Genomic DNA, 18,791 nt, shown 5'->3' on the forward strand with positions numbered 1-18,791 from the left:
CTTTTAACTTTGGTCATTTATATTTATGGCTGGGATCAAAAACGCCAGCGTTAAGCTGGCGTTTGTTATGCGAGGTTAAAGCTATTATGCTTTAGGTCCTGCATTTTTAATTTCGTCTGATACGTCATATTTAGTGAAGTTTTCAGTGAAATCGGCTGCAAGTTTAGCTGCATATTCAGCATACTTAGCTTTGTCTTCCCAGGTATTAATTGGGTTAAGTAAGTTGCTGTCTACACCTGGAACGGCTACAGGTACGTCTAGGTTTAAAACATCAATGTGTTGAGTTTCTACGCCAACTAGTTTACCCGATACAATAGCATCTACTACAGCACGTGTAGTTGGAATATCAAAACGCTTACCAGTACCGTAAGGGCCGCCAGTCCAACCTGTGTTAACTAGGTATACTTTAGCGCCAAACTCACGTACACGCTTCATTAGAAGCTCAGCATAAACACCTGCTGGACGTGGGAAGAATGGTGCGCCAAAACAAGTTGAGAATGTTGACTCAATATCGCTTGTAGAACCAATCTCAGTAGAGCCTACTTTTGCAGTGTAGCCACTTAAGAAGTGAAATGCTGCCGCTTCTTCAGTCAATATTGATACTGGAGGAAGTACACCACTTACGTCACACGTTAAAAATACCACTGCTTTTGGCTCGCCTGCGCGGTTTTCTACTTTACGTTTTTCAACGTGCTCAAGAGGGTACGCAGCACGGCTATTTTGTGTAAGGCTAGTATCGTTAAAATCAGGTACACGATTTTCATCAAGCACTACGTTTTCTAAAATAGTACCAAAGCGGATCGCATCCCAAATAACAGGTTCATTTTTTTGTGATAGGTCGATACATTTAGCGTAACAGCCGCCTTCAATGTTAAACACACTACCAGGTGCCCAACCGTGTTCGTCATCGCCAATTAAAAAGCGAGTTGGATCTGCTGAAAGAGTTGTTTTACCTGTACCAGATAAGCCAAAGAATAAAGCGGTATCGCCTGCTTCACCTACGTTTGCAGAGCAGTGCATTGGTAATACACCTTTCGCTGGAAGTAGGAAGTTCTGTACAGAGAACATTGATTTTTTCATTTCACCGGCATAACGCATGCCAGCAAGTAATACTTTACGTTGTGCAAAGTTAATGAGTACCGTACCGTCACTGTTTGTGCCATCGCGCTCAGGCTCACATACAAATGAAGGAACGTTCATTACTTGCCACTGAGGTACGTCAGATGAGTTGTAAGATTTAGGTTGAATAAACATATTTTTAGCAAAAATATGATGCCATGCAGTTTCTGTAGTAACAACAACAGGTAGATAGTGCTCTGGATCAGCGCCTACTTCAAGGTGAGAGATGAAGTGATCATTACTTTGTACATACGCTTCTACGCGTGCCCACAAAGCATCAAACTTATCTGCGTCGAATGGGCGATTTACGTTGCCCCATTGGATTTCGTTTTCAGTACTAGATTCTTGAACAATAAAGCGATCTTTTGGAGAACGACCGGTGCGATGACCAGTATTTGCTACAAAAGCACCATTGGCTGCTAAAGTACCCTCGCCACGACGGATCGCGTGTTCGACAAGTTCAGCTGCAGTTAGATCGACAAAACGAGTAGCGCTTGAAGTCATGTTTATACCTAAATTGTGTGAGATTGAACGGGATAGCCTGGGTCTTGTTAACCTTTAAGCTGCGATTATAGTAACAGATGAGCTAAGGATATTCGAGCTTATGAAGGTGTTAAAAACACATATATTGGGTAAAAAACATGAATAATTTCAATGACACCGGTATCATAAAAACGGCTATTTTTATGATACCGGTGTCATTTTAAAATTATAAAAAAAGCCGCATAGCATGTGACTTTTTTATAATTTAGATTTAATGCGTGATTAGTTAAAAATGTTTTTCACATCTTGCTCATCAAAAAGATAATCTTTTAGACAGTAATGGCAGCTAATTTTGATTTCGCCATGCTCAGCAACATCATCAAGTAGCGCTTGTTGGCCAATATTAACTAATGCAGTCATGGTTTTTTCGCGGGTACAACCACACTTAAATTGAATGCTTTGTGGCTCAAACACACGCGGGTTATCTTCGTGGTACAAACGAGTTAGTACGGAGTTAGCATCAAGCTCTAATAGTTCTTCATCTTTAATGGTATGGCTAAGAGCTTCTAAGTGGGCAAAGTCTTCAATAGATTTTTGTTTATCAACGGGTAAAACTTGTAAAAATAAACCACAAGCTTTGGCATTTCCCTCGGTTGTATCGGTTGCAAACCAAAGACGCGTTTTTAATTGCTCTGATTGCTCAAAGTAAGCCTCTATACATTCACTTAAGGTTTCATGCTCTAAAGGCACTATACCTTGATAGCGCTCCCCTTTAGTTGGCGTAATAGTAATAACCATATAGCCTTGGCCTATCAACTCTTTTACTGTGCTACCTGTTACTTCACTTTGTAAGCGAGCTATACCACGCATGTTTTGTTTATCGTCGCCATTAATTACCGCGTATTTAACCGGCCCATCACCTTGTAGTTGAACCGCTATTTCGCCTTCAAATTTTAAGGTGGCTGTTAATAAACAGGTCGCAACAAGCAGTTCACCCAATAATGCTTTAACTGCATCAGGGTAATTATGATTGGCGATCATTTCGTTGTAGGCATTCTCAATTTGTACGAGTTCGCCACGAACATCGAGATTGTCGAATAAATAACGGTGGAGTAAATCTTGTTGCATGAGCGACTATACCTAACTTAATTTCAATTTTAAAAGTTCGCGTCTTTGCTTCTTATCCGGTTTTTTATCCGGATGAGGTGCAAAAAGGCTGTTATTTTTGCGCGCGATAGAATTTTCTTCGCGTTTAGCAATACTGGCATCAGATTCTTGATACAAGGTCTGTGCAATGGGGGCGCTTTGGCGTTTTTCAAGTATTTTGAGCACAGTTACTATTTTTTCATCTACCCCTTGGGCTAATTTTATAGTTGCGCCTATTTCTACTATTTTGCCTGCTTTGGTACGCTGGCCATTATAATGTACTTTTCCGCCTTGTACCATTTCGCGAGCCGCAGCACGTGTTTTATAAAATCGTGCCGCCCATAACCATTTGTCTAATCTAATTTTTAGCTCATCTTTATGTTCTAAATTAGGGTTAGCATTACTTTTTTTAGCCATAAAGCACCTTTAATAAGTGTTTGCCTAGATTTTAAAATTTACCATAAAAGCTATTTGCGATGAAGGATTACTACAACAGCTGTTTTTATGCAGCGGCTAAATTAAAATCAATCTGTTTACAAAGTTTAATATTAGCATGCTTGTTGAATGAAAAATGAAAAGGTACTATGCATAGCGATTAGGTAAAAACTAAAATAAGAATACTATTTATGGAACAGCAAGTTCAACAATTTAAACATTTTATAAGCCGTTTACCGCATGCCAAATTGAGTGCGGTTGTTACATTATTAGTTGTTGTTTATATTGCTTTTTTATCGTCTAAACTCGTTTGGCTTATGTGGCCAAATCCTATTGTGTCACCACTCACGCCAATCTACTACGGACAACATTCAACTGCAGCAAGTAACAATTATTCTCAACATATAATTGAGCAATTTATATTTGGTAAAATAATTGTTAAAAGCAAGAGCGATGATCACGCTGCAAAAGTTGTAAATGATGCCCCTGAAACGCGCTTAAGTATTAATCTTACTGGTATTGTAGCGGTAAATAACGACGATAAAGCGGGGCTCGCTATTATAGAGTCACAAGGCAAGCAAGAAACCTACTTAGTAGATGAAGCAGTGCAAGGGACGCGAGCTAAACTAGCGCAGATATTACCTGACCGCGTTATTTTAACGGTAAACGGACGATTTGAAACATTAATGTTAGATGGTCTCGACTTTACAAAAACAGTATCTATGCCGGTTTTAGCTGCACGTGATGAAGCTGAAATGGGCCCACAATTAGGGCCTGCCCCAAGTGAGCAACAAATAGATGTAACTGCCGATCCACACATTAAGCAGGCTTTAATCGAAACCCGTGAAGAGTTGCTCGAAGAGCCCGGTAAGTTATTTGACTATATTCGCGTGTCACAAGCGATGAGCGATGGGGAACTTATTGGTTATCGCTTGAGTCCAGGTAAAGAGCCTGAGCTATTTAAGCAGATGGGATTACAAAATAACGATTTAGCTGTTGCAATTAATGGCTATCAACTAACAGATTTAAAACAGGCCATGGCAGCCATTAATGAGCTGCGTAACAGTACAGATGCCACTATCACTATTGAACGTGATAACCAGCAAATAGACGTACAATTTAGTCTGCAATAACTTAGCATTGGAGTTTTAATATAATGGTTCAGGCGCTACACCTCACAAAAATTAAAAAAGGGTTAGCTAAGTACGCAGCACTTTTTCTAGCAGCAAGCATTTCGTTTTCTGTTGCTGCTGTTGAATACGCTGCTAACTTTAAAGGCACTGATATTAATGAGTTTATTAATATTGTTGGTAAAAATCTTAATAAAACAATAATTATTGACCCTAACGTACGTGGCAAAGTAAATGTGCGTAGTTATGAGTTAATGGGCGAAGCGCTTTATTATCAATTCTTTTTAAATGTATTAGAAGTTTATGGCTATTCAGCCATTGAAATGGACAATAATATAATAAAAATTGAAAAAAGCTCGGATGCTAAAAAGTCAAACGTACCGCTAATTACTGATGGCAGTGAAGCCAGTGGCGATATGATGATTACCCGAGTTGTACGGGTTAAAAACGTAAGCGTGCAAGAGCTAGGTCCTTTGGTTCGTCAATTTAGCGACCAAAAAGATGGCGGCCATGTTGCCAACTTTAATGCCGCAAACGTAATGATGCTTACCGGGCATGCTGCATCGGTAAACCGCTTAGTTGAAATAATACGCTCGGTTGATCAAGCGGGCGATAAGCGTGTTGATATTGTAAAGCTTAAATTTGCTACCGCAGATGATGTGGTATCTGTAGTTGATAATATTTATAAAGACAGCGGAAAAGGCAGTATTCCAGAGTTTTTAATACCTAAAGTGGTTGCCGATGGCCGTACTAACAGCGTTATTGTTAGTGGCGAAGGCCAAGCACGCACCCGTGCTATTGAGCTTATTAAGCGCTTAGACGGTGAGCTTGAAAGCCAAGGGAACACTAAAGTATTTTATCTAAATTACGCAAAAGCAGAAGATTTAGTTAAAGTATTGCAAGGTGTTAGTAAGTCGCTAACAGATGACACTCAAGGCGGCAGCGCAACCAAAACACGTACTCGCAGTAACAACGACACCAGCATAGAAGCCCACCCCGATTCAAACTCATTAATTATTACAGCACAACCCGATACTATGCGCTCGCTTGAGTCAGTTATAGAGCGTTTAGATATTCGCCGTGCGCAAGTATTGGTTGAAGCAATTATAATTGAGGTAATGGAAGGCGACGGGATTAACTTTGGTTTGCAGTGGATTTCTGAGCAAGGCGGTATGCTGCAGTTTAATAATGGCACAACTGTACCGGTTGGTGCGTTAGCTGTAGCGGCTGAGCAAGCACGTGATACTACCGTCTCTAAAAATATAATTGGCACCGAAACCGGCACTGTTACTCAGGTTGATGAAACCACTCAGGGTGACTACGGCCCATTAGCATCATTACTCGGTGGCATTAATGGTTTAGCCATGGGGGTGATAAAAAATGACTGGGGCGCAATTGTTCAAGCCGTTTCGACCGATAGTAATTCAAATATTTTGGCGACTCCCTCTATTACTACTATGGATAATGAAGAAGCGTCTATTTTAGTGGGTCAAGAAGTGCCCATAATTACTGGCTCGCAAACGGGTAGCAATAACGCCAACCCATTTCAAACCGTTGAACGCCAAGAAGTGGGTATAAAGCTTAAAGTAACCCCGCAAATTAACGACGGCTCTGCTGTGCAGTTAACCATTGAACAAGAAGTGTCGAGTGTAAGTGGTGCTACTGCTGTTGATATTTCAGTTAATAAGCGTTCAATTAAAACCACGGTAATGGCCGATGATGGCGGTATGGTGGTGCTTGGCGGCTTAATAGATGAAGACGTACAAGAAAGTGTGTCTAAGGTGCCACTACTAGGCGACATTCCTATTTTAGGTCACTTATTTAAATCAACTAATACCACACGACGTAAGCGTAACCTGATTGTATTTATTCGCCCGACTATTATTCGCGACGGAATTAGCATGAATAAGTTGAGCTTTAATAAATATAACTTTATTCGTGGCGAGCAATTTAAGCAGCGCGAAGATGGTATAGAGTTAATGCCAAGAACCGACACGCCTATTTTACCCGAGTGGAATGATGAGCTAATACTGCCACCTACGTATGAAGAGCATTTACGCAAACAAAATGCACAAGAGCGTAAAGATGACTAAGGCGATTGCAGAGATAAATCAAGATGTGGTTCATCCTAATGTGCATCATCCGGACGAGCTATTAACCAGTGACGACTTAGTTGAGCTGCCCGCTAAACGTTTGCCTTTTTCATACGCACGGCGAGCCGGAGTGTTGCTGAGTAAAAATAAAGAGCAGCGCATAGTGTATTACCGTGGCGAACTTGATATTGACGTACTGTTAGAAGTACGCCGTATTGCAGGACATGGTTTTACGCTTGAGCAGATTGATGATGACAAGTTTGAGCTACTGCTAGAGGCTTCGTATCAGCGAGATAGTTCTGAAACGCAACAAATGATGGAAGACATTGGCAACGAAGTTGACTTGTTTTCATTAGTAGACGAACTGCCACAAACCGAAGATTTACTGGCAGGCGATGATGATGCGCCAATTATTAAGCTTATAAATGCGATGCTCAGTGAAGCAATTAAAGAGGGTGCGTCTGATATTCATATTGAAACCTTTGAGCAAGAACTGGTTATTCGCTTTAGGGTTGATGGTGTATTAAAAGAGGTACTTAAACCTAATCGTAAATTAGCATCCTTGCTGGTATCGCGAATTAAGGTAATGGCTAAGCTCGATATTGCCGAAAAACGTATACCACAAGATGGCCGTATTAGTTTGCGTATTGCAGGGCGTGCAGTTGATGTACGGGTATCAACCATGCCATCGAGTTTTGGTGAGCGTGTTGTGCTGCGTTTACTGGATAAAAATAACGCGCACTTAAATCTTGAAGATTTAGGTATGACCGCACAAAACCGTGAATTGTTTGCAAATTTAATTAGTAAACCTCATGGCATTATTTTAGTAACCGGGCCTACAGGCTCTGGTAAAAGTACCACCTTGTACGCAGGTATGAGTCAAATAAACTCTCGCGATCGTAATATTTTAACGGTTGAAGACCCCATTGAATACGAAATACCGGGCATTGGCCAAACGCAAGTAAATACTAAAGTAGGTATGACCTTTGCGCGTGGCTTACGGGCTATTTTACGTCAAGATCCCGATGTAGTGATGGTTGGTGAAATACGCGACCTAGAAACCGCTCAAATTGGTGTGCAAGCATCATTAACCGGTCACTTAGTAATGTCTACGTTGCATACAAATACTGCTTCTGGCGCTATTACTCGTATGGAAGATATGGGAGTGGAGCCATTTTTACTGTCATCGTCGTTACTCGGTGTGTTATCGCAGCGACTAGTACGCACACTGTGTAAAAGCTGTAAAAAAGAACATGTAGCCGATGAGCGCGAGTGCCAGTTATTAGGCGTACCGTTTGAAAGCAAACCAACTATACACCGTGCAGTAGGGTGTGAGGCATGTAACTTTAATGGTTATAAAGGCCGTACTGGTATTCATGAGTTATTAGTGGTGGACGAAACCATTCGTGAAATGATCCACAATGGTAAGGGCGAGCAAAGCGTTGAAAAATACATTCGCAAGCTCAGTCCAAGTATTCGTCAAGATGGCTGTAGCCGTGTACTTGCAGGTAAAACAACACTTGAAGAAGTATTGCGTGTTACCCGTGAGGAAGGCTAATAATGGCAGCATTTGAATACCGTGCCTTAGATGGCCGAGGCAAAGAAAAAAAAGGCATTTTAGAAGCGGATACAGCAAAACAAATTCGCCAAATATTACGCGATCAAAAATTAACGCCGCTCGAAGTTGTACCCGCGGCGCAAAGTGATAAACAGGTTAAAGGCCAAAAAACGTCATTACTTGGCGGTTTGTTTAAACCTACTATATCAACCTCAGATTTGGCGCTTATAACTCGCCAGTTAGCAACACTCATTCAATCGGCTCTGCCAGTTGAGGGTGCGGTAATGGCTGTGGCTGAGCAATGTGAAAAACCACGTTTAAAACGCATGCTGATGTCGGTTCGCTCAAAAGTAGTGGAAGGGTATACCCTTGCCGACGGTATGAGTGAGTTTCCGCATGTGTTTGACGATTTATACCGCGCTATGGTTGCCGCAGGCGAAAAGTCAGGGCATTTAGACCAAGTACTAAACCGGCTTGCCGATTACACCGAACAGCGCCAATATATGCGCAGTCAAATAACGCAAGCTATGGTGTACCCCATTATTTTAGTGGTGTTTGCTATTGCAATTGTGTCGGTTTTATTAGGTACTGTAGTACCTAAAATACTTAAAACGTTTGAGAAAACCAAGCAAGTACTCCCTTGGACCACTGAGTGGGTAATGGCGGGAAGTCATTTTGTACAAAATTATTGGTTTATTAGTTTAATTGTAATAACGGGCCTAGCGATAGGGATTAAGCATGCTTTAAAACAGCCTAAAATTCGTTTTTGGTGGGATGATAAAATATTGCATATGCCCGGTATTGGTAAAGTAGCTAGAGGTATTAATACCGCCCGCTTTGCCCGAACTTTAAGTATTTTATCATCAAGCTCGGTACCGCTACTTGAAGGTATGCGTATTGCGGGTGGAGTGCTGATCAACGAAAGAATTAAAAAAGCAGTTGCCGATGCAGCGGATAGAGTAAGCGAAGGGGCAAGTTTAAGAGCGGCCTTACAGCAAACTAAATTGTTTCCGCCAATGATGCTACATATGATAGCCAGCGGTGAAAAATCTGGCGAGCTGGAGCAAATGTTAGAACGCGCTGCTAATAACCAAGATCGCGAATTTGAAAGTATGGTTAATGTATCGCTAAAACTATTAGAACCCGCAATGATCGCTTTAATGGCGGTTATTGTATTATTTATAGTAATGGCAATTTTACAGCCAATTATGGCAATGAATAAAGCTGTAGGGCTTTAACTTAAAAGTAAATTAATGGTTTAATAAACCATTGTTTAGTGTTTTTAGAATAATGAGGTAATTACGTGAATAAACAATCAGGTTTTTCTTTGCTAGAAGTGATGGTCGTACTGGTTATAATTGGCATGATCATGTCAATTGTGGCACCTAATATTATGGGTCAACAAGAAGAGGCCGCTATCGATAAAGCACACTTAGATATTCAGCAGCTTGAAGATGCAATGAGCCTTTATAAGCTTAAAAATAAAAGCTACCCAAGTACCGAGCAAGGCCTAGAAGCATTGGTTAATAAAACCAGCATAGAGCCAATACCAAAACGTTTTCCAGATGGTGGCTTTATTAGTAAATTACCAGAGGATCCGTGGGGCAATACTTATCAGTTAATTAGCCCAGGAGAAATTGGTAAATTTGATATTTTTTCTTTAGGTCCAGATGGCCAAGCAGGCACCGATGACGACATTGGTAACTGGGATGAAGAAAAACAGTAATGGCCATCAATCGCGCAGTGTATTTATATACTAATACCCAGGGCTTACTATGCAAGTAAGCTCTGGGAGATTGCGTGCAAAAAGCCGCGGCTTTAGTTTAATCGAAATTTTAGTGGTATTAGTGATCATCGCTTTTGCCACAAAAATGGTGGTATATAGCTTAGAAGGCGGCGCTGAGGATGAGTTAGATACTCAAGCGCTTAGGCTGCATACCACCATTAATATGGCATCAGAATTTGCTATTTTAAACCAAGTTGAATTGGGTTTTCATATAGACAACAACGTATTTGAGTTTTTAGTTTTTGATGGTGAAAAGTGGGTAAACTTTGTCAGAGAAGCATTATTTGAGCCGGTTGAATTTGATCCACGCTTTAAACTAGCGCTTAACCTAGACGACTTAGCTTGGGCGCAAGATAACTTACTCGAGCAAGCAAATTGGCGTGAGCTAATGAGCGGCGACGAAGACAGCTTATTGGAGCTTAAAAAGTTTAAAATTCCGCAAGTGCTAATACTATCTTCGGGCGAAGTAAGTGCATTTCAATTAACACTCGAATTAAAAGAGCAAAGCGAGCCGGTTTACTTTATTGAAGGCGAGTTTACTGCGCCAGTGAATTTACGCCGAGAGCCCGAATAATGCGCCAGTATAATAAAGGTTTTACTTTACTTGAAGTGCTAGTGGCATTGAGTATTTGTGCTATGGCAGGTATTGCAGCAATGCAAGCAACCAGTGAACACATTCATCATCTATCTAGCATAGAAGAGCAAACTTACGCCTCATGGGTTGCCGAAAACATTATGGTAGAGCAGCGTACCAAAGGCGAACAATGGGAAGGGAAAGACGGCGTGCGCGGTAGTGAAGTTATGGCGGGTGTTGAATGGTTTTGGCGCCAAGATATAGGTAAAACCGCAGATAAAGACTTTGTAAAATTAACCATTAATATATTTAGTGATGAAAAATACGAACACTCAATATATGAGCTGGCAACTTATTTAAATAAAGGCAAAAAATAAGTGAAGCAACGCGGATTTACCTTACTTGAAGTGATGGTAGCCTTGGGGATTTTAGGCTTTGTTATTATGGCCACGCACCAAATACTAGATACCACTACCCGCGCCAAAGAGGCTTCGGATGATAAAATAGCCGAGCTAAATGGTTTGCAAACCACCTTTAGGTTAATGGATCAAGATTTTAGTCAAATGACCAAACGTGCTGTACGCAATGAAGCAGGCGATGTGCAAGAGCAGTATTTGCTAGCCGGACGCTATGTTTTAGATAGCCAATATGATGGCATTGGCTTTGTGCGCGACGGCTGGATAAATCCAATTAATTTATTACCACGCTCAGAATTACAAGCTGTGGGTTATCGCGTAATAAACGACAACTTGGAGCGAGTGTACCGGGTATATGTTGATCAGCTTGACAATATGGAGCCGCGTGTACAGGTTGTTTTAAAAAACATTGAAGAGCTAAAGTTTGAATTTTTAGACGATAAAAACGAATGGCAAGCTAAGTGGCAAATTAAAGCACTTCCTAAAGCGGTTGCTGTTACGCTGCAACAAATAGAGGCAGAGCCAATTAGGCGAGTATTTTTAGTGCCAGGACAAGGTAAAGAAATTCTACCATCGAGCCCATCAACTGATGATGCACTGGCCGATGAAGGTAACCCGCAAGAAGGTGGGCAGTAATGGGGCTGCGTTCTTCTCGTGGAGCCGCACTTGTTATTGTGCTGTTTATTGTTGCATTAGCGGCCATTTTAGCCGTAGAAATGAGTGCTAACTTAATGGTGCAAGTGCAAAAAAGTACTAACTTACAGGGTCATCAACAAGCTAAGTGGTATGCCTATGGTGCAGAAGAGCTTGCCATAAAAGCGCTGATTAAAAGCAAAAGAGACGATCCTGACAAAACCACGTTAGATCAAATATGGGCGCAGCAAGGCGATATACCTTACCCAGTTGATAACGGCACACTAAGCGGAAAAATAACGGATTTACAAGCATGTTTAAACTTAAATGCTATAGCCGTAGAACCAGATTTAAATAGTGCTAGCAAAACCAATCCAGCGCACAAGGCCTTGTTCGCATTACTTGAAAATATTGAAGATTTACCGGCACAAGAGTCAGAGGAAACCATGGCTGACAGTGTGTTTGATTGGCTAGACGAAAACAGCATTACATACCGTTCAGGAGCAGAAGAAGGGGAATACTTGTCGCGTCAATTTCCGTACATGACCGCAAATAGCTTATTTGCATCAACCTCAGAGCTGCGTTTGGTTAAAGGTTTTAACCCATTAGTAATGGAAAAAGTGCTGCCTTATGTTTGTGTAATACCTGGTAGCACTTTATTGTCTATTAATGTGAATACCTTAGCAGCAGAGCAAGCACTCATTTTAAGTACCCTTATAGATGAGCTAAGTGTATCGGGTGCTGAAGCTGTGATTGCTGCTCGCCCAGATGCAGGCTTTGAAAGTAAAGCTGCCTTTTTTGAACAAGTTCAGCAGCAAGGCGGGCAAAACGTCAAAGCGGTAGAAAAATTGTTTAGTATTAATAGCGAATATTTTAAATTACAAACGCAGGCAAACTTTGTTGATCTGCGTTTTTCGATGACCACATTACTGCACGCCAAAGATGGCGACGTAACGATACTGGCGCGAAAATTTGGAGGCGTACAGTGACAGAAATACTGTTGATCCGCACGGGTCAAACCGAACAAGAGTTACTTAATTGGTTAATATACTCACCACAAGAACAACAAATAATAGCCAGTGGTGAGCTAGTTAATGCCAGTTATTTAAACGAACTGAGCGAAAAATCGCTAGGGCGCGAAGTCGTTGTATTATTGCCTTGTGACCAAGTGCAATTAAAAACGGTAATGCTACCGACTAAATGGAATCGTAAGTTAGAGCAAGCTTTGCCTTATATGCTCGAAGAAGATATAGCGTGCGATATAGATGAGCTATTTATTGCTGTAGGTGAGCCAGTGATGATTGGCGAGCAGCATGCTGTTCGTGTTGCTATGACCGACCGCGAATGGTTTGAGGCGTGGCTAGCGCTATTTGCAGAGCATAATTTATCGGTATATAAAATATTACCCGATGCTTTGTTATTACCCCCAGCAGATGAGGACACAGTAACGGCAATAGCACTTAATAATCAGTGGTTATTTAAACAAGGCCCATGGCGTATAAGTGCAGTAGAGACGAGCTGGTTAAATGGTTACTTAACAGCAATGGGTAATCCAGATGTAAAGCATTTTAGTCCGGCGACTCAGTTTCCTGAAACGGTAAACTTACAGGCTCAAACCAGTGATTACGACCTACCGCTGGCCTTATTTGCTAAGCAATTAGAGCATACTAAGTTTAATCTTCGCCAAGGTATGTATCAGCTTAAAAAGAAAAGCACCTTATGGTGGGGGTACTGGAAAAGTGCTGCCATTATTACCAGCGTTGCCTTAGTAGCGAGTATTACGATTAAAGCTATAGAGTTGCATCAGCTAAATACCCAGTTAGAACTTGCTAAAGCACAGGTAATTGAGCACTACCAAAAGGCATTTCCGGGAACTAAGGTTCGCCCACATCTTATTAAAAACCAAATTAAAGGTGCACTGGCAAAAATACAAGATACCAGCGACGCTGGATTTTTAGAGTTAACCACAGAGTTAGTGGGGGTGTTTTCGCAGGTAAGTAATTTTACCCCTGAAACACTGCGTTATGACAAAAAACGTAATGAATTACGTATGAGAGCACGCGCAAAAGACTTTCAAACCTTTGGTAAAGTTAAAGCCATACTTGAACAGCAAGGGTTAACGGTTGATCAAGGCTCGTTAAGTAACGATGGTGACTTTGTAGTTGGCGAAATTAAACTGCGAGGTGCAGTATGAAACAGCAGTTAATTAAATATTGGCGCTCACTAAAAGAGCAAGAGCAGCAGTTAATAATCGTTGCGAGTGGTATTTTTATTGTGTTTATTTTAGTGATGGGCATTTTTAGACCCTTAAATAATGCAATAGCAAGTGCCGAGCAATCGCAATTAAAACAGCAAGAGCTACTAGTGTGGGTTGATGAAAGTATTGTAAAGCTCAAGGCCGCTGGTAATACACAAGTGGTTAATAGTCAAAACATTAGCCAAATAGTTAACGCCACCCGCGGACGCTATAAAATAAATATTAGTAAAATGCAGCCAAGTAATAACTCGCTACGTTTAACGCTCGACTCAGTAGAGTTTAATCAATTAATACTGTGGCTTGATGAACTGGTCAATCAACATGGTCTACGGGTCGAAAATTTAGATTTGAGCCGTGACGATAAGTCGGGCTATGTACGTGTTAGCCGTTTGCTATTAGAGAAGTAATGAATGAAAAAAATAATAACCTTATCCATTGTATTTTTACTTAGTTTTATTGTGTTTTGTATTATTAAGTTACCTGTAGCGGTGGCCATTGACCTAGCAAAACCTTATTTTCCTAAGCAACTTGAAGTAGGGCAAAGTGTTGGCACTATTTGGCAAGGGCAAATGATGCAAGTGCGCTACCAAGGTGAGCAATTAAATAATGTGCGTTGGGATGTTGCCGGGTGGGCATTATTTACCGGTAAGTTAAATGCCAATGTAAAATTTGGTGACCCACGTGAGCGCAGTGATATATCGGGTTATGCAGATGTGAGCTTTGGTTTATTTAATAAGCAAGTGAAAGTAACCAATGGATTAGTGCGCTCAACAGTTGAAAGAGCGATGCAACGCATACAACTTCCGTTACCTGTAACCGCTAAAGGTCGTGTGATCTTGGAATTGGCAGAGTATACATCGGGCGCACCTTATTGTGAGTCACTGCAAGGCGAGATAGCGAGCCCTAATATTGACGTACAAGGTTTGAACGGTTGGTTTAATATAGGCCCGCTTGGTGGTAACCTAAGCTGTAAATCGGGCGACATAGCCATACTTATCGACCCAGATAACACCTTAGGGCTTGAAGCTGATGCAACCCTAAAAGCTAATTTTGACTTTAAAGTATCAGGCTATGTAAAGCCCGATGCCACGTTGCCAAAAGATGTACATGATGCGGTTAAGTTTTTAGGTCGTCCAGATAATCAAGGCCGTTACCCGCTCAACTTTTAATGTTTAATATAAAGAGTTTTAATGCAATTACCCCAATTTACTGAGCAGCACGCTAAGCAGCTCAGCACATTTTTAGACACCCAGTCTCAAGCGATGACGCTAACGCAAAGCCAAGGTTATTTATTTGGCGTAATTTGCTCTCCTGAGCCTCTAGACGTACATGAGTGGATGGCAGCAATTTTGCCTAATACAGCTAATAATGTAGATGAAGAAATGCTATTTTTATTTATGGCGCTATACCATCAAATTAGCGAGCAAGTATTTGAAGTAGGCTATAAATTACCAGCACAATATAATTACGAATTTTGCAGTAATTGGAGCGCAGGTTTTGTAACGGCAACAACGTCATATACTCAAAAGTTATTAAGTTCAACCGCGTTAGAGGCAGAATATAAACAAGCCCTCGAAAGCGCTCAAGCCACATTAAGCTTTTTTGCACTTGATGGGCAAACCATTAGCCAAATAGCGTTACAAAACAGTATTGATGAGCAGTTACTTTGCCAGCAGCAATATGAGCTAATGGGCGACTTTGCGCTAGGCTTTGCAGAGCTAGTGGAAATAGTCGCACTTAATAGTGGCTTGTATACAGATGAAGGATGGGAAGAGTAGTTTAGGCGCAGTAATGAGTTGAGCTTAAAATATAGCCGTGAAATAAATTTAAGCGCCTAGCTCTAATATAATATCAGTGCAGCCTTGCTTGCACTTAATCAGCCCTTTGCCCGGCTCGCTGGTGGCTAAGTCGAGTGTTAAAACCCCATTACATTGTTCGCACTTTAGCGTTTTACCTTGCGTGAGTTTTTTAAGCATATTACGTTGCTGGTGAAATGAGTCGCTGGCCTTTTTATTTAATCCAGAAAAGTCCATTATTTACCTCGCATGTGTTCTAGTGAGCCGGATACTATTTTACATACAGTATTTAAGCGCTCATCATAAAAATATAGGTTTAAGTCGCGCTCACGGCAGTAGCGTAAGTGAAATAATCTTATTGAGTCATCGGTAGTAAATGTTTTTTCGGTGTACTCACGCTCAGATTCAGACAGTGTTAACTGCGCACTAATTTCGTTTTTAGCCATACTGGCAGTAGGGCTGCGATTCACTTTGCTCGCATCACTTAAAAAGTCAATACCATCGTTAAATAACCGCTCACGAGGTTCTTTCACCAAAGGGTGATCGACTGTGAAAAAGGCGAGGACTACTATTACCAAAATAATAAATTTTTTCATAGTTGGGTAAACTTTGATCCAAATAACATAAAATGATGCTGCAGTGTAATAAAATGCATTTGAAAAGCAAGTAACTAAAGTGAATAAATTATTAGCGATCTATGCCAGTAATTTTAGTCAATATTGTTATAATAGCTAACAGCAGTTAGATATTTCTGAAATATCTGAAAGTATTCAAGTCTAGTTATAAATATTATACGTAATAAGTACGTTATTACACTATAAGGTAAACCTTGAATATAGCTGAATTTTTATTTCCAAGCGGTGTTGAGGAACTTCGATGGACAAACAAATTAAAGTAAAAAATATACCAGTTGAAGTAAAGATTCAAAAGCCGGATCTTAGCGGGCAACAGGATCGGTTTAATCCACGTAATCGTATTTACGTGCGTGCTGTTAATGGCTTGCACCAACTTCTTAGGCAGCGAATTGGCTTTTTAGGTCTGTTGGCATTTATGCTGCTACCTTGGATAAATTTTAATGGTGAGCAAGCCGTTTTATTTGATTTAATAGGTCAAAAATACAACATTTTTGGTTTAACCCTGTGGCCGCAAGACTTTACCATACTCGCCTTTATTTTTATGTTGGCCGCGTTTGCTTTGTTTTTGGTCACTACATTTTATGGACGAGTGTGGTGTGGTTATACCTGCCCACAAACGGTGTGGACTTTTACCTTTATTTGGTTTGAAGAAAAGTTTGAAGGTACGGCAAACCAACGTAAAAAGCTCGACCAACGAGCAATGGACTTTGATAAGTTTTGGCGCAAAACCGCTAAGCACACCAGTTGGATTTTGTTTTCTTTATATACAGCAATTACATTTGTTGGTTACTTTACCCCTATTCGTGAGCTACTCCCTGACTTTGTTACCTTTAATGCCGGTAGCTATGCTTTAATGAGCATTATCTTTTTTGCTGCTTGTACATACGGTAATGCTGGGTGGATGCGCGAAATTATGTGTTTACATATTTGCCCATACTCACGTTTTCAGTCAGCCATGTTTGATAAAGATACCTATACAGTATCGTATGATGAAAAACGCGGTGAAAGCCGTGGCCCACGCTCGCGCAAAGTGGCACATGAAGATTTAGAAATAGGCGACTGTATTGACTGTAATTTATGCGTGCAAGTGTGCCCAACCGGTATAGACATACGTAATGGCTTACAAGCAGAGTGTATTAACTGTGGCGCTTGTATTGATGCATGTGATGGGGTGATGGATAAAATGAATTATCCACGCGGACTTATTTCTTATACCACTGAGCGAAACTTAGAAACGCCAGAGAATAAAACCAACCCACTGCGGGCAAAAATTATTGGTTATATAGTGATCCTGGTTATTTTAACCAGTGCCTTGGTTGCCAATATTGCGCTGCGTAAAACGATGGAATTTGATATTATTCGCGATCGTAATCAGTTATATAGGGTTAATTTTGAAGGGTTGGTAGAAAACACCTACACCTTAAAAGTGATCAACAAAGCGCAGTATGAGCAAACCTTTACAATTAAAGTGCAAGGGCTCGATAACTTTAAGTACATAGGTAAACAAACGTTTAGGGTTAACGCAGGGCAATCGCACAATGTGCCTTTATCACTGGTTATGGATCCGTATGACTTAAAAGCGCCAATGACAGAATTTAACTTTGTGCTATCGCCGGTAGGCGAGCCCGACAATCAAATATCACAGTCGAGTAACTTTTTTAAAGCGCGGTAAAGTTTAACAAAAAGCGGGGTGTTCCCCGCTTTTATTTTATATAAGAAGTGTATGAGTAAATTTAGCTTTATTGATTTAACACCAGATCTAATTCTTGATGCCATAGAAAGTGTTGGTATTTATGTTGAGTCTGGTTTATTGGCATTAAATAGTTACGAAAATAGAGTGTATCAATTTGTAGCAGAAGGCGGAAAACGCTACGTTGTTAAGTTTTATCGTCCAGAGCGTTGGAGCGAGGAGCAAATACAAGAAGAGCATGACTTTGCCTTTGAGTTAGCAGAGGCCGAAGTACCGGTTGTTGCGCCAATGGAATATAACGGGCAAAGCTTATTTGAACACCAAGGCTATTTATTTACTTTATTTCCAAGTGTTGGCGGGCGTTTATTTGAAGTCGATAACTTAGATCAACTTGATGTACTAGGGCGCTTAATTGGCAGAATGCACCAAGTTGCTAAAACAAAACCATTTACACAAAGGCCCACCCTAACCTGCGAAGAGTACTTACATACAGCAAAAGTTCATCTGCAAAAAAGTAACTTAGTACCTATGGGATTAGAAACTGCTTTTTATACCATTTTAGATTTGGTTATTAAGCAGGCTCAAACACAGTATATCAATGTAAAAACGATACGTTTGCATGGGGATTGCCATGCTGGCAATATATTATGGGCAGGCGATGCGTTAATGTTTGTTGATTTAGATGATAGTCGCCAGGGGCCACCCATTCAGGATCTATGGATGATGCTAAGTGGCGATCGACAAACGCAGCTGTTACAGTTAGATACCTTAGTAACCGCCTATGAAGAATTTTGTGATTTTGATCACTCACAGCTTAAGTTGATCGAACCACTTCGGGCTATGCGTATCATCCATTACATGGGGTGGGTTGCAAAACGATGGAGCGATCCGGCTTTTGTGCGGAACTTTTCATGGTTTGCCGATGACAAATACTGGGAGCAACAAATTTTAGCACTTAAAGAGCAGCTTGCCGCATTGCAAGAAGCACCGTTAAAATTATTGCCATAACATTTTATTCAAAAATATGTACAACGAGAGAC

Annotated in this window: 20 protein-coding genes; 15 read left to right on the top strand and 5 right to left on the bottom strand. The window is 40.7% G+C overall.

The annotated features are described in order from the left end of the window. Positions 1 to 84: 84 nt before the first annotated feature. The 3 genes from PNIG_RS01215 to hslR form a co-directional block, all read right to left on the bottom strand. On the bottom strand, positions 85 to 1,623 hold the full coding sequence (locus tag PNIG_RS01215; protein ID WP_089367606.1) for a phosphoenolpyruvate carboxykinase: 1,539 nt from the start codon (positions 1,621 to 1,623) through the stop codon (positions 85 to 87). A gap of 261 nt (positions 1,624 to 1,884) precedes the next feature. Continuing rightward, on the bottom strand, positions 1,885 to 2,730 hold the full coding sequence (gene hslO / locus PNIG_RS01220) for an Hsp33 family molecular chaperone HslO (RefSeq protein ID WP_089367607.1): 846 nt from the start codon (positions 2,728 to 2,730) through the stop codon (positions 1,885 to 1,887). Positions 2,731 to 2,742: 12 nt separating this feature from the next. Beyond that, the gene (gene hslR / locus PNIG_RS01225) at positions 2,743 to 3,165 is read right to left on the bottom strand and encodes a ribosome-associated heat shock protein Hsp15 (protein WP_011326947.1); all 423 of its coding nucleotides are present in this window, start codon (positions 3,163 to 3,165) and stop codon (positions 2,743 to 2,745) included. Between the two features lie 209 nt (positions 3,166 to 3,374). Here hslR and gspC point away from each other — a divergent pair, with 209 nt between their 5' ends. The 13 genes from gspC to PNIG_RS01290 all read left to right on the top strand — a co-directional run bounded on the left by gspC (position 3,375) and on the right by PNIG_RS01290 (position 15,408). Continuing rightward, positions 3,375 to 4,316: a type II secretion system protein GspC gene (gene gspC, locus PNIG_RS01230; protein WP_089367608.1), complete on the top strand. Its 942-nt coding sequence runs from the start codon at positions 3,375 to 3,377 to the stop codon at positions 4,314 to 4,316. A gap of 23 nt (positions 4,317 to 4,339) precedes the next feature. After that, positions 4,340 to 6,406 (top strand): type II secretion system secretin GspD, encoded by a 2,067-nt coding sequence (gene gspD / locus PNIG_RS01235; protein WP_089367609.1) that lies wholly within the window; start codon positions 4,340 to 4,342, stop codon positions 6,404 to 6,406. Next, complete coding sequence (gspE, locus tag PNIG_RS01240) at positions 6,399 to 7,964, top strand: type II secretion system ATPase GspE (protein WP_089367610.1); 1,566 nt, start codon at positions 6,399 to 6,401, stop codon at positions 7,962 to 7,964. The genes gspD and gspE overlap by 8 nt, the downstream gene beginning before the upstream one ends. A gap of 2 nt (positions 7,965 to 7,966) precedes the next feature. Continuing rightward, positions 7,967 to 9,202 carry a type II secretion system inner membrane protein GspF gene (gspF, locus tag PNIG_RS01245; protein ID WP_089367611.1) on the top strand — a complete coding sequence of 412 codons (1,236 nt, stop codon included), beginning with the start codon at positions 7,967 to 7,969 and terminating at the stop codon, positions 9,200 to 9,202. Between the two features lie 65 nt (positions 9,203 to 9,267). Then, entirely contained in the window at positions 9,268 to 9,690 is a 423-nt protein-coding gene (gene gspG, locus PNIG_RS01250; protein ID WP_041454317.1) for a type II secretion system major pseudopilin GspG, read from the top strand. Between the two features lie 49 nt (positions 9,691 to 9,739). Next, on the top strand, positions 9,740 to 10,324 hold the full coding sequence (gspH, locus tag PNIG_RS01255) for a type II secretion system minor pseudopilin GspH (RefSeq protein ID WP_089367612.1): 585 nt from the start codon (positions 9,740 to 9,742) through the stop codon (positions 10,322 to 10,324). Then, positions 10,324 to 10,701: a type II secretion system minor pseudopilin GspI gene (gspI, locus tag PNIG_RS01260; RefSeq protein ID WP_086996694.1), complete on the top strand. Its 378-nt coding sequence runs from the start codon at positions 10,324 to 10,326 to the stop codon at positions 10,699 to 10,701. Before gspH ends, gspI begins: the two co-directional genes overlap by 1 nt. Beyond that, on the top strand, positions 10,702 to 11,376 hold the full coding sequence (gspJ, locus tag PNIG_RS01265; protein ID WP_011326955.1) for a type II secretion system minor pseudopilin GspJ: 675 nt from the start codon (positions 10,702 to 10,704) through the stop codon (positions 11,374 to 11,376). It abuts the gene before it with no gap. Continuing rightward, positions 11,376 to 12,362: a type II secretion system minor pseudopilin GspK gene (gspK, locus tag PNIG_RS01270; RefSeq protein WP_011326956.1), complete on the top strand. Its 987-nt coding sequence runs from the start codon at positions 11,376 to 11,378 to the stop codon at positions 12,360 to 12,362. The genes gspJ and gspK overlap by 1 nt, the downstream gene beginning before the upstream one ends. Further along, positions 12,359 to 13,567 carry a type II secretion system protein GspL gene (gspL, locus tag PNIG_RS01275; protein WP_089367613.1) on the top strand — a complete coding sequence of 403 codons (1,209 nt, stop codon included), beginning with the start codon at positions 12,359 to 12,361 and terminating at the stop codon, positions 13,565 to 13,567. Before gspK ends, gspL begins: the two co-directional genes overlap by 4 nt. Next, the gene (gspM, locus tag PNIG_RS01280) at positions 13,564 to 14,037 is read left to right on the top strand and encodes a type II secretion system protein GspM (RefSeq protein WP_058372380.1); all 474 of its coding nucleotides are present in this window, start codon (positions 13,564 to 13,566) and stop codon (positions 14,035 to 14,037) included. The genes gspL and gspM overlap by 4 nt, the downstream gene beginning before the upstream one ends. A gap of 3 nt (positions 14,038 to 14,040) precedes the next feature. Then, entirely contained in the window at positions 14,041 to 14,799 is a 759-nt protein-coding gene (locus tag PNIG_RS01285) for a type II secretion system protein N (RefSeq protein WP_011326959.1), read from the top strand. A 21-nt stretch (positions 14,800 to 14,820) separates the two neighbouring features. After that, complete coding sequence (locus tag PNIG_RS01290) at positions 14,821 to 15,408, top strand: UPF0149 family protein (RefSeq protein ID WP_011326960.1); 588 nt, start codon at positions 14,821 to 14,823, stop codon at positions 15,406 to 15,408. A 48-nt stretch (positions 15,409 to 15,456) separates the two neighbouring features. Here PNIG_RS01290 and PNIG_RS01295 read toward each other — a convergent pair whose 3' ends face one another. Together PNIG_RS01295 and PNIG_RS01300 are read right to left on the bottom strand one after the other, a co-directional pair. Next, complete coding sequence (locus tag PNIG_RS01295) at positions 15,457 to 15,663, bottom strand: hypothetical protein (protein ID WP_089367614.1); 207 nt, start codon at positions 15,661 to 15,663, stop codon at positions 15,457 to 15,459. Beyond that, positions 15,663 to 16,022 carry a hypothetical protein gene (locus tag PNIG_RS01300; RefSeq protein ID WP_089367615.1) on the bottom strand — a complete coding sequence of 120 codons (360 nt, stop codon included), beginning with the start codon at positions 16,020 to 16,022 and terminating at the stop codon, positions 15,663 to 15,665. Before PNIG_RS01300 ends, PNIG_RS01295 begins: the two co-directional genes overlap by 1 nt. 280 nt (positions 16,023 to 16,302) lie before the next feature. Between PNIG_RS01300 and ccoG the strand changes: the two genes are divergently transcribed. Both ccoG and PNIG_RS01310 read left to right on the top strand, forming a co-directional pair. Further along, positions 16,303 to 17,733 carry a cytochrome c oxidase accessory protein CcoG gene (ccoG, locus tag PNIG_RS01305; RefSeq protein WP_089367616.1) on the top strand — a complete coding sequence of 477 codons (1,431 nt, stop codon included), beginning with the start codon at positions 16,303 to 16,305 and terminating at the stop codon, positions 17,731 to 17,733. 51 nt (positions 17,734 to 17,784) lie between these two features. Then, positions 17,785 to 18,759 carry a serine/threonine protein kinase gene (locus PNIG_RS01310; protein WP_089367617.1) on the top strand — a complete coding sequence of 325 codons (975 nt, stop codon included), beginning with the start codon at positions 17,785 to 17,787 and terminating at the stop codon, positions 18,757 to 18,759. Positions 18,760 to 18,791 lie beyond the last annotated feature (32 nt).

The sequence above is a fragment of the Pseudoalteromonas nigrifaciens genome, from assembly GCF_002221505.1.
Classification (GTDB): Bacteria; Pseudomonadota; Gammaproteobacteria; order Enterobacterales; family Alteromonadaceae; genus Pseudoalteromonas; species Pseudoalteromonas nigrifaciens.

Excerpts from the sequence above, each read along its gene's own strand:
- PNIG_RS01215 (WP_089367606.1), bottom strand. The coding sequence starts at position 1,623 with ATGACTTCAAGCGCTACTCGTTTTGTCGATCTAACTGCAGCTGAACTT.
- hslO (WP_089367607.1), bottom strand. The coding sequence starts at position 2,730 with ATGCAACAAGATTTACTCCACCGTTATTTATTCGACAATCTCGATGTT.
- hslR (WP_011326947.1), bottom strand. The coding sequence starts at position 3,165 with ATGGCTAAAAAAAGTAATGCTAACCCTAATTTAGAACATAAAGATGAG.
- gspC (WP_089367608.1), top strand. The coding sequence starts at position 3,375 with ATGGAACAGCAAGTTCAACAATTTAAACATTTTATAAGCCGTTTACCG.
- gspD (WP_089367609.1), top strand. The coding sequence starts at position 4,340 with ATGGTTCAGGCGCTACACCTCACAAAAATTAAAAAAGGGTTAGCTAAG.
- gspE (WP_089367610.1), top strand. The coding sequence starts at position 6,399 with ATGACTAAGGCGATTGCAGAGATAAATCAAGATGTGGTTCATCCTAAT.
- gspF (WP_089367611.1), top strand. The coding sequence starts at position 7,967 with ATGGCAGCATTTGAATACCGTGCCTTAGATGGCCGAGGCAAAGAAAAA.
- gspH (WP_089367612.1), top strand. The coding sequence starts at position 9,740 with ATGCAAGTAAGCTCTGGGAGATTGCGTGCAAAAAGCCGCGGCTTTAGT.
- gspI (WP_086996694.1), top strand. The coding sequence starts at position 10,324 with ATGCGCCAGTATAATAAAGGTTTTACTTTACTTGAAGTGCTAGTGGCA.
- gspK (WP_011326956.1), top strand. The coding sequence starts at position 11,376 with ATGGGGCTGCGTTCTTCTCGTGGAGCCGCACTTGTTATTGTGCTGTTT.
- gspM (WP_058372380.1), top strand. The coding sequence starts at position 13,564 with ATGAAACAGCAGTTAATTAAATATTGGCGCTCACTAAAAGAGCAAGAG.
- PNIG_RS01285 (WP_011326959.1), top strand. The coding sequence starts at position 14,041 with ATGAAAAAAATAATAACCTTATCCATTGTATTTTTACTTAGTTTTATT.
- PNIG_RS01290 (WP_011326960.1), top strand. The coding sequence starts at position 14,821 with ATGCAATTACCCCAATTTACTGAGCAGCACGCTAAGCAGCTCAGCACA.
- PNIG_RS01295 (WP_089367614.1), bottom strand. The coding sequence starts at position 15,663 with ATGGACTTTTCTGGATTAAATAAAAAGGCCAGCGACTCATTTCACCAG.
- PNIG_RS01300 (WP_089367615.1), bottom strand. The coding sequence starts at position 16,022 with ATGAAAAAATTTATTATTTTGGTAATAGTAGTCCTCGCCTTTTTCACA.
- ccoG (WP_089367616.1), top strand. The coding sequence starts at position 16,303 with ATGGACAAACAAATTAAAGTAAAAAATATACCAGTTGAAGTAAAGATT.
- PNIG_RS01310 (WP_089367617.1), top strand. The coding sequence starts at position 17,785 with ATGAGTAAATTTAGCTTTATTGATTTAACACCAGATCTAATTCTTGAT.